This is a genomic window from Rhodanobacter sp. Root179 (genome assembly GCF_001428465.1).
Classification (GTDB): Bacteria; Pseudomonadota; Gammaproteobacteria; order Xanthomonadales; family Rhodanobacteraceae; genus Rhodanobacter.
In genome coordinates this window covers 1-13320 of the sequence record NZ_LMHR01000079.1, presented here as the reverse complement: position 1 = coordinate 13320, position 13320 = coordinate 1, and the positions used below count along the sequence as shown (strand labels likewise).

Below are 13320 nucleotides of genomic sequence, written 5' to 3'. Positions count from 1 at the left end.
GGCCTGGCCAGCGGGTGGATGCGGCATTCTATGCCACGGGCCCGGCCACCGATGGCGTATGCTGACGGATTGACCCATCAACACGGAGTCCGGCCATGTCCAGCGTCTACGATTTCACCGTTCGCGATATCGAGGGCCAGCCGCGCTCACTGGCCGAGTGGCGCGGCAAGACGCTGCTGATCGTCAACGTGGCCTCCAAGTGCGGCTTCACTCCGCAGTACAAGGGACTGGAGACGCTGTGGCAGGACCAGCGCGACCAGGGACTGGTGGTGCTGGGCTTTCCGTGCGACCAGTTCGGTCACCAGGAACCCGGTGACGAGGCCGAGATCCGCAACTTCTGCAGCACCCAGTACGACGTGACCTTTCCGATGTTCGCCAAGGTCGAGGTGAACGGCGAGCACGCCGATCCGCTGTACAAGTGGTTGAAGAGCGAAGGCAAGGGCATCCTTGGCAGCGAATCGATCAAGTGGAACTTCACCAAGTTCCTGGTCGATGCGGAAGGCCAAGTGGTCAGGCGTTATGCCTCCACCGACACGCCGGAGAAGATCGGCAAGGACACCCTGGCGCGACTCGGCGGCTGATGGGCGGAAGTGGCCGCCCGGGGCCACGGAACGCCGGATTCGCGGGTCCCGCGTGACCCGCCTTCCGGTCTGCCGCAGGCGCCTTGGCAGCCTCTGCTAAACTGCGTGGTTCATGTCGGCGATGTGGCCGGCGAACCCGAACCCGATCGCGAGATGACCATGCAGATTGCCCAGAACTCCGTAGCCGCCTTCCATTACACGCTGACCGACGACGAAGGCCAGGTCATCGACAGCTCCGCCGGTCGCGAGCCGCTGACCTACCTGCATGGCCAGGGCCATATCGTGCCGGGCCTGGAAAAGCAGATGGAAGGCCGTTCGGTGGGCGACAAGTTCGACGCCCACGTGGCGCCCGAGGAAGGTTACGGCGTGCATCACGCCGAGCTGATGCAGCAGGTTCCGCGCGAGGCGTTCCAGGGCGTTGAGGACATCCAGCCCGGCATGCAGTTCCAGGGCAACGGTCCGGAAGGCCAGATCAACGTCACCGTGAGCAAGGTCGAGAACGGCGTGGTGTTCATCGATGCGAACCATCCGCTGGCGGGCAAGACCCTGCACTTCGCGATCGAGGTGACCGACGTGCGCGACGCCACCGCCGAAGAGCTGCAGCATGGTCACGTGCACGGCGCCGGTGGCCATCACCACTGAGTTTGCGCCAGGCGCGACGCGGCACCGATGAACGAAGGCCCGGCAGCTTGCCGGGCCTTCGTCGTCTTCAGTACCAGTCGAGCAGCGAAATGCCCACGCCGAGGTAGATGGCGTTGTGGTTGTAGTCGATCAGGCTTTCGCCATAGCCCTTGAACACTTCCATGTAGCCGCGCAGGTTGCCGGCCATCGGGAAGCTCCAGCTGAAACGCGCCGCGCCATGGCTGCGGCTGCCGCCACGCATCGAGTGGCGCAGCATCATGCCGAATTCCTGGCCGCGCCATTCATGCACGATCTGCACTTCGCCGCGCCCCATGTAATCGCTGATGTCGGGGTTGTCGTCGTCGCTGCGCGATTCCGGGATGCGCCACCACGGACGCAGCATCACCGTCCAGCCGTCGCGTTCGAAACCGACATCGGCGATCACCCGGTTCCAGCTGCGCGACAGCGGGTCGCCGCGGCCGTTCGACTGGTGGTCCACGCCAATGCCCAGCAGGCGGCCCGTCCAGCCGAATACCTGGTAATGGGTGTCGAACACCAGCATCGCCTCGGGTTCATAATTGGTCTCGCGGAACGGGCGCGACAGGGTCGAGTTGTAGACCTGCCAGCGCGATGACTGGGTGTAACCCACCCACAGGTCGCCGGCGTCACCGAACACGCCTTGCCATACCTTCGCCTTCAGGCTGAGCTGGAATTTCGCCTCGACGTTCTGCAATTGCTCGCTGGTGCCACTGACCGTGTTGTCGGGGCTCGGGCTGTGCGGCTGGTTGTTCTGGTGGCTGGTCATGAACGCCGGCATCACGTAGACCGGGTTGTAGCCGCGGATGTTGAAGGTGCCCAGCTTGCTCTCCGGCGACAGCTCCCAGCGGCTGTCCAGCAATGACAACGGCTGCGCCACCTCGCTGTTGCCCGGCTCGTCGGCGGACGCCCGCTTGTCGTCGCGGCCGAATATCTCCGGCGTCCGGGTGCTTGCATCCACGCGCTTGCGGGCCACCGGCAGGTTGACGCGTCCGGTGGCGTGGTCGTAGCAGGCGAGGCGTTGCGCATCGCTCTCGATCGCCGTGCAGCCACGGATGTCGGTGGGGTCCGGATTCTGCGCATGCACGGAAGCGGCGGCGCAGAAGCCGCCCAGGGTTACGGCCGCGGCCGCCATCAATGGCTTCATGTGGAGCGGATTCCTGGATGGGGCGCAGCAGTCTAGCGGAGCTGGTGTCGACTGTGGATGAGGATGGAGCGGGCACGAACCGGCGCCGGCCCGGATGGCCGGCGCTTTACTGCAACTTACTTCTGCGCCGTCCAGCGCTGGTACTCGTCCTTGCTGATGCGGCCGTTGCGGTTGTGGTCGGCGTAGATGAAGTCGTTGGCCAGCAAGGGATAGGCTGACGCCTGATCCTCGGTGATGTAGCGGGCGCCGCCGGACAACTGCTCGAACGAGGGCGCCGGACCGGCCGGTGGGGGCGTCGGCATGCTCGAATGCACGGTCAGCTCGCCGCTCGGCGTATTCATGGTGGCGGTGGTCTGGTCGGCGGGCATGGGCGCGGTGTTCTGGGGCATCGTGCCCTGGGTTGTCGTGTCCTGGGGAGTCGTGCTCTGAGGTGTCGTGTTCTGGGGCGTCGTGCTCTGGGGCATCGTGTCTTGAGTCGGCGTGCTCTGGGGCGTCGTGTCCTGGGCGATCACCTGGCCCGCCAGCATCAGGGCCGAGGCGGCAAGGGCGGTCAACAGTGGTTTGCGATATTTCATCATCGGAACTCCATGCCAAAATGATCGGGTGAAGTTGGCGGGTGCCGGAAAGCGCCCGCAGCGATCGAACGAAGTCCACGCTAGCAGGGGATTTGTAAATGCCGTCTCAAGGTTTCGGTCACGAAGGCGTGAAGAATCGGGGCCGTTGGGCGGCGCTTCAGCAAGCCGCCACATGTTGAAGCTGGCCCAGGCCAGAGCCATGCAGCTGGCCGCCCAGGGCCTGTTGCAGCCGCCGAAGCGGCGGCCGCGACGGGCAGACCTGGTGGCTGCCATCGAGCGCATGCGGATGCTGCAGATCGATACCATCCACGTGGTGGCGCGCAGCCCGTACTTCGTCCTGCATTCGCGCCTGGGCGATTACCCGATAGCGTGGCTGGACGAGGCGCTGGCTCAGGGACAACTGGCCGAGTGCTGGGCGCATGAGGCGTGTTTCGTCAGCGCCGCCGACATCGCCTGGCATCGGGGCGGGCAGGATCATCGCAGCCATCATTGGGCGCATCGTAATGCGCAGCGCGTTCATCGCGAGCACCGCAAGGACATGGATGCATTGCTCGCGGGCATCCGCGCCTCCGGCCCGGTTCGCGCCGCGGATTTCGAGCGCCGCGGCGGCGCCGCCCCGTCGGGGTGGTGGGAGTGGAAGCCGGAGAAGCGCTGGCTGGAGGCATGGTTTGCCCTTGGCGAACTGATGGTGGCCCGGCGCGACAGGTTCCAGCGCGTCTACGATCTCGCCGAAAGGGTGCTGGCCGGGCTCGACCCGCCGTTCGACGCCGCGCTCGCCTTCTCGGCGGCGCAACAGCGCCGGCATTTCATCCTCGAAACCGTGCGGGCGCTGGGCGTGACGCCGGCGGGGTGGATTGCCGATTACTTTCGGCTCAAGCCCCGGGTCAGCGATCGTGAACTGGCTCCGCTGGTGGAAAGCGGCGAATTGCTGGCGGTGCCGGTCGAAGGCTGGAGCACGCCCGGTTATGTGCACCGCGAACATGCCCCATGGCTGGACAAGGCGCTCGCCGGGAAGCTGCGCGCCACCCTTACCACGCTGTTGTCGCCGTTCGATCCGCTGGTCTGGGATCGCAGCCGCGCGCTGGCGATGTTCGGCTTCGAATACACGATCGAGTGCTACACGCCGGCCGCGAAGCGTCGCTATGGCTACTTCGTGCTGCCGATCCTGCATCGGGGACGCCTGGTCGGCCGGCTGGACGCCAAGGCGCATCGCGCCACCGGCGTGTTCGAGGTCAAGGCCTTGTTCCTCGAGCCGGACGCAAAGGCCGAACCGACCCTGGTGAGTGCTGTGGCCAGGGCCATCGCGGCCACCGCGGCATGGCACGGCACGGAAAGGATCAGGCTGGGAACCACCCAACCCGCGTCGCTGGCCCGGCTGCTGCGTGCGCAGTGGCGAGCCGCCCAGGTGAAGCTTGCCGATCCGGGCTGAGCGGTTCTTACGGTGTGCTGGCCGCAGGTGCGGGATTTTCCGCGCAGGACTTCCCGTCCAGTGCCTGGCGCAATTGAGTGGACAGCGAATTGCAGCGCGCCGCGAGTTGCGGCCGGATGGACGGGTTCCTCGAATCGCGCAGCAGGCTGCTGCGCATCGCTTCGTAACGCGACTGCAACTGGTCCGGCGCATAGATGTCCGCGGCGCGATGGCAGGCAAGATAACTCGACAGGTAATCGTCGCAGGCGGGAATCCCGGTCTCGCCCGTCGACTCTGCCTGATCGCTGCCCGCGCTGGAGGTGCCGGACGTGTTCTGGTGCCGGGCGCGGCTGGCCGGCGCGGGCGTGACGGCGCTCGTGCCGGTGGTGCCGGTGGCCCGGGTGGTCGGGTGTTCGGCGCAGCCGGCCAGCAACAGGCCGGCAAGCGCGCCAACCAGGATCGGGCGGGGCAGATTGGGCATGTCGGTCTCCTCGGGTGTCTGGGTCGTGGGCGGATCCATGCATGCAGGGCTCCGGCCGGCTCCGGCTACTAGACCGCGTGGCCAGTCAAGAAAACCTGAATTTCCAGCTGCCATGGCATCGGCACCCATGCATGCGGACGTGATTCGCGCATCCGATGGTGCCATGCATGGCGCCATCGGGTGGACAATCCAGCGGCTTGCGGTTCGGTTGGTCCATGACGGGGATCCGGCATTTTCCTGTTCCATGCCGGACAGGGGTTTCCACGACGTGCAACAGGGCGGGCAGATTGATTTGTCGATCCGACCCGGCGAAACGAATCGTCGGGCCGGGGAACTTGCCGGTACTAATGCTGGCCATGACAGGAAAACCGCGCAGGGATGTCCGGTTTTCCCTTCAGGAAATATCCTCCTGCGGCGCCGCTTGACAAATCACTTGCCGACAAAAAATCCGTTATGCTTGGCGCGCTGCGTCTGCTTGGCTACAAGAGTGCCCGGTAGGGATTTCCTGAATCCGACTGTTGCACCGGACCCTGCATGCTCAGTAAAACCGTCGGCCCGTTGGGGCCGGTTTGTCTCAGCGTTCGGATTAGGATCGGAGTGAGTCATGGCGGATCGTGAAGTAGGTACTGTGAAGTGGTTCAATGACGCCAAGGGTTTCGGCTTTATCAGCCGCGATAATGGCCCTGACGTGTTCGTGCATTTTCGCGCCATCACCGGCTCGGGTTTCAAGAGCCTGCAGGAAGGTCAGAAAGTGAGCTTCAATGTCGTGGACGGGCAGAAGGGCTTGCAGGCCGAAGACGTTACCCCCGTTTGATCGCGGTAGCGAAACCTGTATGAAGGGCCGGCGCAAGCCGGCCCTTTTTTGTGGTCGTCGCGGCGATTGGTTAGCCTGTGGGAATGTCCAAACCTTCTTTTGACGACGCTTCCGCCGCCACCCCGCTGGTGATCCCGGTCACTGCCGCCGACGGCGCGCACTTCGAATTGCTGGCGGTGTTGCCGTCCGGTCCCTGGCAGCGGCTGCTGTACTGGCTGCCGGCGATGGGCATTCCGGCTCGTCACTATCTGCCGCTGGCCCAGGCGCTGGCCGAACGCGGTGTCGCGGTGGTGCTGCACGAATGGCGCGGCATCGGTTCCAGCGATCGCCGCGCCGGTCGCCGCTGCGACTGGGCCTACCGCCAGCTGCTGCAGGATGACCTGCCTGCCGGGATGGCGCTGCTGGAAGCGCGCTGGCCGCAGGCGCGCAAGTGGCTGGGTGGCCACAGCCTGGGTGGCCAGCTGGCGCTGCTCTACGCGAGCCTGCATCCGTCGGTGTTCGCCGGGCTGTTGCTGGTGGCCAGCGGCTCGCCGTACTGGCGTCGCTTCCGGCATGGCTGGCTGATCGCCGCGGCCTATGCGCTGGCGCCGTGGCTGGCACGACTGAGGGGCCATCTGCCGGGTCGGCGCATCGGCTTCGGCGGCAACGAAGCGCGTGGCGTGATCGACGACTGGGCGCGCAGCGGCCGCAGCGGTCGCTATGCCGCCACGGGCATGTCGCAGGACTTCGAGGCACAACTCGCCGCCCTGCAACTGCCGGTGCTGGCGCTGCGCCTGAAGGAGGACTGGCTCGGTCCGCAGGCTTCGCTGGAATGGCTGCTGGGCAAGCTGGGTGCGGGCATCCGGCAGATCGAGGTGATCAGCCGTGACGATCTGGGTGGCAAGCCGGCCGACCACTTCGGCTGGATGAAAACGCCGGCGCCGATCGCGGCGCGCATGGCCGAATGGTTCGCCGTGGAAGATGCGCTGTTCGCCGAACACGCCCAGTCGACGGCTTGATTCCCGGCGCCGTCGCCCGGATGTCGCCCCTTTCGATCCGATGGATGCCCCGATGAACCTGTTCGATCCGTTCCAGCAACGCAGCCTGACCTTGCGCAACCGGCTGGTGGTTTCGCCGATGTGCGAATACTCGGCCACCGATGGTGTGCCGAACGACTGGCACCTGGTGCACCTGGGCAGTCGCGCGGTGGGCGGCGCCGCCGTGGTGATCGCCGAGGCATCGGCGGTTTCGGCGCAGGGACGCATCTCGCCGCAGGACGCCGGCCTGTGGAACCAGGCCCAGTTGCAGGCGTGGCAACCGATCACCCGCTTCATCGGTGCGCACGGGGCGATCGCCGGCATCCAGCTGGCCCACGCCGGGCGCAAGGCCAGCACCTTGCGTCCCTGGGACGGGCATGGTCCGGTGCCGGCCGGGCAGGGCGACTGGCCCGTCGTGGCGCCCTCGGCGCTGCCGTTCGACACCGGCTGGAACGTGCCGCTGGCCTTGGACGAGGCCGGCATCCAGGCGGTGATCGCCGATTTCCGCGCCGCGGCGGCACGCGCGCTGGAGGCCGGCTTCCAGCTGGTCGAGGTGCATGCTGCGCACGGTTACCTGCTGCACCAGTTCCTCTCGCCGCTGAGCAACCGGCGCGACGACCGTTACGGCGGCAGCTTCGAAAACCGCACCCGGCTGACCCGTGAAGTCGTGGCCGCCGTGCGCGAGGTGTGGCCGGACGAGTTGCCGTTGTGGCTGCGCGTGTCGGCGACCGACTGGGCCGACGAAGGCGGCTGGGACGCGGCGCAGAGCGTGGAACTGGCGCGCATGGTGAAGCCTCTGGGCGTCGACCTGATCGACGTTTCCAGCGGCGGCCTGCTGCCGCACGTGAAGATCCCGCTGGGGCCGGGCTACCAGGTGCCGTTCGCCGCGCAGATCCGCCGCGAGGCCGACATCGCCACCGGCGCCGTGGGCCTGATCACCGAAGCCGAACAGGCCGACCGGATCATCGCCGATGGCGAGGCGGACCTGGTGCTGATCGCCCGCGAAAGCCTGCGCGATCCCTACTTCCCGCGGCGGGCGGCACAGCAACTGGGCGCAAAAATCGTCGCGCCAGCGCAATATCAGCGGGCCTGGTAAGGAGCACATGATGGAAAGTCGTCCCCAGTTGATCGCCGACGCCCGTGAGCACGACCTCGGCGACGGCTTCGTCGTGCGTCGCATGCTGCCGGTGCTGCAGGCGCGCCACGTCGGTCCGTTCGTGTTCTTCGATCACATGGGGCCGGTGAGTTTCCCGGCGGGCAAGGGCATGGACGTGCGCCCGCACCCGCACATCGGCCTGGCCACGGTGACCTGGCTGTTCGACGGGGCGATCCGCCATCGCGACAGCCTGGGCAGCCTGGCCGACATCCGCCCCGGCGAGGTCAACTGGATGACCTCCGGCCGCGGCATCACCCACTCCGAGCGCACGCCGCCAGATGAGCGTGCCGCAGGCCAGAAGCTGCACGGCATCCAGGTCTGGGTCGCCCTGCCGCAGGCCGATGCCGAGGTGTCGCCGGAGTTCCACCACCACGATCGCGAGGCCTTGCCGCGGATCAGCGAGCCGGGCGTGGAAGGCGTGCTGATCGCGGGAAATGCCTACGGTCAGCGTTCACCGGTGAAGGTGTTCGCGCCGATGTTCATGCTGGAAGCAAGCCTGCAGGCCGGCGCCGAGCTGGCCTTGCCGGCCGGGCACGCCGAGCGCGGCGTGCATGTGATCGAAGGCTCCGTGAGCTGGGGCGAACTGAAGATCGCCAAACACCAGATGGCGGTGCAGGCCGGCGACCAGCCGCCTCCGTTGCGCGCCAGCGAACCAAGCCGGTTGATCCTGTTCGGCGGTGCGCCGCTGGATGGCGAGCGCCACCTGTGGTGGAACTTCGTGGCCAGCAGCCGCGAGCGCATCGAGCAGGCCAAGGCGGACTGGAGCGAAGGGCGCTTTCCCACCGTGCCCGGCGACGAGGACGAATTCATTCCCCTGCCGGCGTAAGGCCCGTATCCCGCAAGGATGCGGCAGAATCGGGCCGTCCACACCGCGGAGCTTCGCCATGTCCGGCTACAGCAGTTTTGCCGAGTTCTATCCGTTCTACCTCGGCGAGCACGGCAACCGCCGCTGCCGCCGGATGCATTTCATCGGCAGCAGCCTGGTGATCGCGGTGGTCGTGCTCGCCGTGTCCAGCGGGCAGTGGCGCTGGTTGTGGCTGGCACCGTTGTGCGGCTACGGCTTCGCCTGGATCGGCCACTACGTGTTCGAGAAGAACCGCCCGGCGACCTTCAGGCATCCGCTGTACAGCCTGGCCGGCGACTGGGTGATGTACGCCCAGATGCTGCGCGGCAAGATCCCGTTTTGATTTTCTCCCTCCCCTGCGTGCCCCTGAAGGGACTTCCTTCGGTCGCAGGGAGGGGCGGGGTGGGGTCGCTCTTCAACCTCAGCGATACTGCTGATGGCAGCTCTTGCAGGTTTCGCCCACCGGCTTGATGGCGGCCACCAGCGCCTCGCAACTGGCTGGCGCGGCCTGCACCGCCTGCTGCAGCTGGGTCTGCAGCTTGCCGGCGTCGTCGGTGAAGGTCTTCTCGCTGATGCCGAACACCGGCGTGATGTCGCTGGCGGTGGAGGCGAGGCGTTCCAGGTGGTGTTGCACCCTGGCCGGCTCGCACTGCTTCGCCTTGATCGCGTTCTTCAGTTCGCCCACGTGATAACCCATGGTATCCATGACCGCCTTCGGCATCGGATTGCGTGCGCTCAGCGCGTTCATCACGTTGACGGTGCCGATCACGCCGATCACCAGGCCAAGCAGGATCATCAGGGCTGCGCGCATGGATGAGGTTCCGATCATGAAGAGAACGCCAAGGATACCCTGCGCCGACGCACCCGTAGCCACCGTCCACGATAAAATGCCCGCTCCCCACAGCAAGGCCCGCCCGTGATCCGTCCAACGATGACCCGATGCCGCAACGGCGGCCCGCGATGAGCGAACCGAACTTCCCGGCCGAACGCTTTGCCGGCGTCGAGCGCCTGTACGGCAACGGCAGCGTGGCCACGCTGGCGCAGGCGCATGTGTGCGTGATCGGCATCGGCGGCGTCGGTTCGTGGGCGGTCGAGGCGCTGGCGCGCAGCGGCGTGGGCCGGCTCACCCTGATCGATGCCGACGAGGTCTGCGTATCCAACACCAACCGCCAGCTGCATGCGCTGGATGGCGAGTACGGCAAGACCAAGGTGGGCGTGATGGCTGCCCGCGCCCATGCGATCAACCCGACCATCCGGCTGGAGGCGGTCGAGCGTTTCCTCACCACCTCGACCCTGGACGAACTGCTCGACCGCGGCTACGACGTGGTGCTGGATGCCTGCGATGCGTTCCGGGTGAAGCTGGAAACCATCGCCTGGTGCCGCCGGCGCAAGCTGCCGATCGTCAGCGTGGGTTCGGCCGGCGGGCGCACCGACCCCACCCAGATCCGCGTGCGCGACCTGTCGCGCACCGAGCACGACGCGATGTTCAGCCTGATCCGCAAGAAGCTCCGCGCCGACTTCAACTTCCCCCGCAACGCCAGCCGCTACTTCGGCGTTTCAGCCGTCTATTCGCTGCAGAACGTGCAATACCCGCAACCTGACGGCACCGTGTGCGGCACCCGCCCGCCGGGCGGCGATTCGCTGAACCTGGCCTGCGGCGGCGGCCTGGGCGCGGCCACCCACATCACCGGCGCATTCGCCTTCGCGGCGGTGGGCAAGGTGATCGAGAAGCTGCTGGGGAAAAGCGAGAAGTGAGTGAAGATGAGCGAGAAGTGAGTGAAGAGCCTGCTTTCTCTCTATTCTCACTCCTCTCCACTCACTCCTGCTCCGTCACCAGCCCATGTACTGCCCGCCGTTGATCGCCAGGTTGGCGCCGGTCATCCAGCAGGTTTCCTCGCCGGTGAGAAAGGCCACGGCGTGGGCGATCTCTTCGGGCTTGCCCAGGCGGCCCAGCGGAATCTGCGCCTCGATCTTGGCGCGCACTTCTTCCGGCACGGCCATCACCATGTCGGTGGCGACGTAGCCGGGCGATACCGTGTTGACGGTGATGCCGAACTTCGCGTTCTCCTGCGCCAGCGAGATGGTGAAGCCGTGCATGCCGGCCTTGGCGGCGGCGTAGTTGGCCTGGCCGTACTGGCCCTTCTGGCCGTTGATCGAGCTGATCTGCACGATGCGGCCCCACTTGCGCGCACGCATGCCGTCGATCACCGCGCGGGTGACATTGAAGCAGGCGTTGAGGTTGGTGTTGATCACGTCCGTCCACTGCTGGTAATTCATCTTGTGGAAGGTGGTGTCGCGGGTGATACCGGCGTTGTTGACCAGGATCTCGACCGGGCCGCACTTCTCCTCGATCGCACGCACCATCGCCGTGCAGGCGTCCGGGTCGGTGACATCGCCGGCGACCAGGCAGACATCGATGCCCTCGGCCGCCATCGCCTGGCGCCAGGCCTCGGCCTTGTCCGGGTCCCGGTAATTGCTGGCCACCCGATGCCCCTGCCTGGCCAGGTAGCGGACGATTGCGCTGCCGATGCCGCCGGTGCCGCCTGTGACCAATGCCGTACGCTGAGTCATTTCCCTGAATCTCCTGTTCGGTTAGGCGCGAATGCGATCGCGCCGAAGCATGGCAGGCGCATGTTTCAGCCGTCCCCTGGTTGCCTCGACGCGTTGCGTAGTTATAGCCGTTCAGCCGACAGAGTGACCGCTGCAATGCGGCAAATGCGCCGGATCGAAATGCGCCAGTGCATGCTGCAGCAAATCGTCCACCCCGCACGCGGCGTGCGGCAGCGGCAACTGCAGGAAGACGAGGGCGCGTCGCAGCGCCGGCACGGGGTCGGTCGGGTCGACCGGGAACGCCTGTGCGGACTTCGACAGCTTGGTGCCGTCCCTGTCCAGCACCAGCGGCAGGTGGCGATACGCCGGTGTCGGCAGGCCCAGGCAGCGCTGCAGCCAGATCTGGCGCGGCGTGGAGTCGAGCAGGTCCAGCCCGCGCACCACCTCGGTGATGCCCTGGAAGGCGTCGTCCACCACGCAGGCCAGCTGATAGCTGTACAGGCCGTCGGCCCGGCGCAGCACGAAGTCGCCCACCTCGTTGCGCAGGTTCTGCCGCTGCGGGCCCTGCAAGGCATCCTCGAACGCGACGTCGAGGTCCGGCGCGCGCAAGCGCCAGGCCGGCGGATGATCGGTCTGCGGCGAAGCAACGCAGCAGGCATCGCGATGAAGGCCGTCGCCGCGCGCCAGTTCACTGCGGCTGCACCAGCAGGGAAACAGCGCGTTGGCGGCACGCAGTTGCTCGATCGCCGCCGCGTACGCTCCTGTTCGCGTCGACTGGAACAGCGCCGGCCCGTCGGCGACCAGGCCGAACGCGGGCAGCGCCGCCAGGATGGCCGCCGCCGAACCGGCAACCTCGCGCGGCGGATCGATGTTCTCCACCCGGACCAGCCATTCGCCGCCGGCATGCCGCGCGCACAGCCAGCTGCCCAGCGCGGCGACCAGCGAGCCGAAGTGCAGTTGTCCGGTGGGCGAGGGGGCAAAGCGGCCGCGATAAGTCATCGGCGCATCTTAAATGCCGCTCCGGACCCTTGAAAGCGCGCCTTGCCGCCCCGAATCTTCGACCATCCACCATTCCCCTTCATGACTGCCACAAGAGAGACAGCCATGCGCCGCATCGCGCTATTCATCGCCACCAACCTTGCCGTCCTGCTCCTGCTGAGCATCGTCTGCCGCCTGTTCGGCATCGACCAGATGGCCGCCGCCCGCGGCTACGGCGGCATGGGCGGCCTGCTGGCCTTCGCTGCCGTGTTCGGCATGGGCGGCGCCTTCATCTCGCTGGCGATGTCGAAGATGATCGCCAAGTGGTCCACCGGCGCCCGGGTGATCGAGCAGCCGCAGAACGAGACCGAGCGCTGGCTGGTCGACACCGTGCGTCGCCACGCGCAGAACGCGGGCATCGGCATGCCCGAGGTGGCGATCTACGACGCGCCGGAGATGAACGCGTTCGCCACCGGCATGACGAAGAACAGCTCGCTGGTGGCGGTGAGCTCCGGCCTGCTGCAGCAGATGGATCGCGAACAGGTCGGCGCCGTGCTCGGCCACGAGATCGGCCACGTCGCGAACGGTGACATGGTCACCCTGACCCTGATCCAGGGCGTGCTGAACACCCTGGTGATCCTGGCCGCCCGTATCGTCGGTCGCGCCGTCGACAGCTGGATGAGCGGTGGTCGCGACGAGAATCGTGGCGGCGGTGGCATCGGCTACTTCGTGGTGGTGATGGTGCTGCAGGTGGTGTTCGGCCTGTTCGCCTCGATGATCGTGGCCGCGTTCTCGCGCTGGCGCGAGTTCCGCGCCGACCAGGCCGGCGCCCAGTTTGCCGGCCGCAGCGCGATGATCTCCGCCCTGCAGCGGCTCAAGGTCAACCACGGCGAAAGCACGCTGCCGAACACCATCGCCGCGTTCGGCATCTCCGGCCCGCTGGCGGAAGGCTTCAAAAAACTGTTCATGAGCCACCCGCCGCTGGACGAGCGCATCGCCGCGCTGCAGAAGGCCGGCTGATTGCAGCTTTACTCCCTCCCCTGCTTGCAGGGGAGGGCTGGGGTGGGGTGCTCTTGAGCTTGTCTTTGGAAGCCAAGGTCAAAAGCGAAACCC

The 13320-nt window shown here is 66.7% G+C and carries 16 protein-coding genes; 10 read left to right on the top strand and 6 right to left on the bottom strand.

Translation table 11 applies throughout. The annotated features are described in order from the left end of the window. The first annotated feature begins 95 nt into the window (after positions 1–95). Together ASD82_RS10105 and ASD82_RS10100 are read left to right on the top strand one after the other, a co-directional pair. Entirely contained in the window at positions 96–581 is a 486-nt protein-coding gene (locus ASD82_RS10105; protein ID WP_056717708.1) for a glutathione peroxidase, read from the top strand. Between the two features lie 159 nt (positions 582–740). Beyond that, complete coding sequence (locus ASD82_RS10100) at positions 741–1223, top strand: peptidylprolyl isomerase (protein ID WP_040672940.1); 483 nt, start codon at positions 741–743, stop codon at positions 1221–1223. A 67-nt stretch (positions 1224–1290) separates the two neighbouring features. On the opposite strand, the gene ASD82_RS10095 is transcribed toward ASD82_RS10100, so the two are convergent. Both ASD82_RS10095 and ASD82_RS10090 read right to left on the bottom strand, forming a co-directional pair. Next, positions 1291–2385 carry a phospholipase A gene (locus ASD82_RS10095; RefSeq protein ID WP_056717707.1) on the bottom strand — a complete coding sequence of 365 codons (1095 nt, stop codon included), beginning with the start codon at positions 2383–2385 and terminating at the stop codon, positions 1291–1293. Between the two features lie 116 nt (positions 2386–2501). Next, a complete protein-coding gene (locus ASD82_RS10090; RefSeq protein ID WP_056717791.1) occupies positions 2502–2960 on the bottom strand; it encodes a hypothetical protein in 459 nt (152 codons plus the stop codon). 172 nt (positions 2961–3132) lie between these two features. On the opposite strand from ASD82_RS10090, the gene ASD82_RS10085 reads away from it, so the two are divergent. Then, positions 3133–4389 carry a crosslink repair DNA glycosylase YcaQ family protein gene (locus ASD82_RS10085; RefSeq protein ID WP_056717706.1) on the top strand — a complete coding sequence of 419 codons (1257 nt, stop codon included), beginning with the start codon at positions 3133–3135 and terminating at the stop codon, positions 4387–4389. A gap of 7 nt (positions 4390–4396) precedes the next feature. On the opposite strand, the gene ASD82_RS10080 is transcribed toward ASD82_RS10085, so the two are convergent. Further along, positions 4397–4849, bottom strand: a complete 453-nt coding sequence (locus ASD82_RS10080; RefSeq protein ID WP_056717705.1) for a hypothetical protein — start codon at positions 4847–4849, stop codon at positions 4397–4399. A 604-nt stretch (positions 4850–5453) separates the two neighbouring features. Here ASD82_RS10080 and ASD82_RS10075 point away from each other — a divergent pair. From ASD82_RS10075 to ASD82_RS10055, 5 genes are all read left to right on the top strand, one after another. Further along, on the top strand, positions 5454–5663 hold the full coding sequence (locus tag ASD82_RS10075) for a cold-shock protein (RefSeq protein ID WP_007806273.1): 210 nt from the start codon (positions 5454–5456) through the stop codon (positions 5661–5663). An 83-nt stretch (positions 5664–5746) separates the two neighbouring features. Further along, positions 5747–6661 carry an alpha/beta fold hydrolase gene (locus tag ASD82_RS10070; protein ID WP_056717704.1) on the top strand — a complete coding sequence of 305 codons (915 nt, stop codon included), beginning with the start codon at positions 5747–5749 and terminating at the stop codon, positions 6659–6661. 52 nt (positions 6662–6713) lie between these two features. Then, a complete protein-coding gene (locus ASD82_RS10065) occupies positions 6714–7775 on the top strand; it encodes an NADH:flavin oxidoreductase/NADH oxidase (RefSeq protein ID WP_056717703.1) in 1062 nt (353 codons plus the stop codon). Between the two features lie 10 nt (positions 7776–7785). Next, complete coding sequence (locus tag ASD82_RS10060) at positions 7786–8661, top strand: pirin family protein (RefSeq protein ID WP_056717790.1); 876 nt, start codon at positions 7786–7788, stop codon at positions 8659–8661. A gap of 58 nt (positions 8662–8719) precedes the next feature. Further along, complete coding sequence (locus tag ASD82_RS10055) at positions 8720–9022, top strand: DUF962 domain-containing protein (protein ID WP_056717702.1); 303 nt, start codon at positions 8720–8722, stop codon at positions 9020–9022. Between the two features lie 78 nt (positions 9023–9100). Here ASD82_RS10055 and ASD82_RS10050 read toward each other — a convergent pair whose 3' ends face one another. Then, positions 9101–9490: a cytochrome c gene (locus tag ASD82_RS10050; RefSeq protein WP_056717701.1), complete on the bottom strand. Its 390-nt coding sequence runs from the start codon at positions 9488–9490 to the stop codon at positions 9101–9103. 149 nt (positions 9491–9639) lie between these two features. On the opposite strand from ASD82_RS10050, the gene ASD82_RS10045 reads away from it, so the two are divergent. After that, positions 9640–10434: a tRNA threonylcarbamoyladenosine dehydratase gene (locus ASD82_RS10045; RefSeq protein ID WP_056717700.1), complete on the top strand. Its 795-nt coding sequence runs from the start codon at positions 9640–9642 to the stop codon at positions 10432–10434. 75 nt (positions 10435–10509) lie between these two features. On the opposite strand, the gene ASD82_RS10040 is transcribed toward ASD82_RS10045, so the two are convergent. Together ASD82_RS10040 and gluQRS are read right to left on the bottom strand one after the other, a co-directional pair. Next, positions 10510–11250, bottom strand: coding sequence for a beta-ketoacyl-ACP reductase (locus ASD82_RS10040; protein ID WP_056717699.1), 741 nt, complete (start codon positions 11248–11250; stop codon positions 10510–10512). A 111-nt stretch (positions 11251–11361) separates the two neighbouring features. Next, on the bottom strand, positions 11362–12228 hold the full coding sequence (gene gluQRS, locus ASD82_RS10035) for a tRNA glutamyl-Q(34) synthetase GluQRS (protein WP_056717698.1): 867 nt from the start codon (positions 12226–12228) through the stop codon (positions 11362–11364). 105 nt (positions 12229–12333) lie between these two features. Here gluQRS and htpX point away from each other — a divergent pair, with 105 nt between their 5' ends. Continuing rightward, on the top strand, positions 12334–13227 hold the full coding sequence (htpX, locus tag ASD82_RS10030; protein ID WP_056717697.1) for a protease HtpX: 894 nt from the start codon (positions 12334–12336) through the stop codon (positions 13225–13227). Positions 13228–13320 lie beyond the last annotated feature (93 nt).

What these genes read in the sequence shown, in the direction of transcription:
- ASD82_RS10055 (WP_056717702.1), top strand. Translation starts at nt 8,720, where the DNA reads ATGTCCGGCTACAGCAGTTTTGCCGAGTTCTATCCGTTCTACCTCGGC.
- ASD82_RS10065 (WP_056717703.1), top strand. Translation starts at nt 6,714, where the DNA reads ATGAACCTGTTCGATCCGTTCCAGCAACGCAGCCTGACCTTGCGCAAC.
- ASD82_RS10060 (WP_056717790.1), top strand. Translation starts at nt 7,786, where the DNA reads ATGGAAAGTCGTCCCCAGTTGATCGCCGACGCCCGTGAGCACGACCTC.
- ASD82_RS10040 (WP_056717699.1), bottom strand. Translation starts at nt 11,250, where the DNA reads ATGACTCAGCGTACGGCATTGGTCACAGGCGGCACCGGCGGCATCGGC.
- ASD82_RS10105 (WP_056717708.1), top strand. Translation starts at nt 96, where the DNA reads ATGTCCAGCGTCTACGATTTCACCGTTCGCGATATCGAGGGCCAGCCG.
- ASD82_RS10095 (WP_056717707.1), bottom strand. Translation starts at nt 2,385, where the DNA reads ATGAAGCCATTGATGGCGGCCGCGGCCGTAACCCTGGGCGGCTTCTGC.
- gluQRS (WP_056717698.1), bottom strand. Translation starts at nt 12,228, where the DNA reads ATGACTTATCGCGGCCGCTTTGCCCCCTCGCCCACCGGACAACTGCAC.
- ASD82_RS10070 (WP_056717704.1), top strand. Translation starts at nt 5,747, where the DNA reads ATGTCCAAACCTTCTTTTGACGACGCTTCCGCCGCCACCCCGCTGGTG.
- ASD82_RS10075 (WP_007806273.1), top strand. Translation starts at nt 5,454, where the DNA reads ATGGCGGATCGTGAAGTAGGTACTGTGAAGTGGTTCAATGACGCCAAG.
- htpX (WP_056717697.1), top strand. Translation starts at nt 12,334, where the DNA reads ATGCGCCGCATCGCGCTATTCATCGCCACCAACCTTGCCGTCCTGCTC.
- ASD82_RS10045 (WP_056717700.1), top strand. Translation starts at nt 9,640, where the DNA reads ATGAGCGAACCGAACTTCCCGGCCGAACGCTTTGCCGGCGTCGAGCGC.
- ASD82_RS10050 (WP_056717701.1), bottom strand. Translation starts at nt 9,490, where the DNA reads ATGCGCGCAGCCCTGATGATCCTGCTTGGCCTGGTGATCGGCGTGATC.
- ASD82_RS10090 (WP_056717791.1), bottom strand. Translation starts at nt 2,960, where the DNA reads ATGAAATATCGCAAACCACTGTTGACCGCCCTTGCCGCCTCGGCCCTG.
- ASD82_RS10085 (WP_056717706.1), top strand. Translation starts at nt 3,133, where the DNA reads ATGTTGAAGCTGGCCCAGGCCAGAGCCATGCAGCTGGCCGCCCAGGGC.
- ASD82_RS10080 (WP_056717705.1), bottom strand. Translation starts at nt 4,849, where the DNA reads ATGCCCAATCTGCCCCGCCCGATCCTGGTTGGCGCGCTTGCCGGCCTG.
- ASD82_RS10100 (WP_040672940.1), top strand. Translation starts at nt 741, where the DNA reads ATGCAGATTGCCCAGAACTCCGTAGCCGCCTTCCATTACACGCTGACC.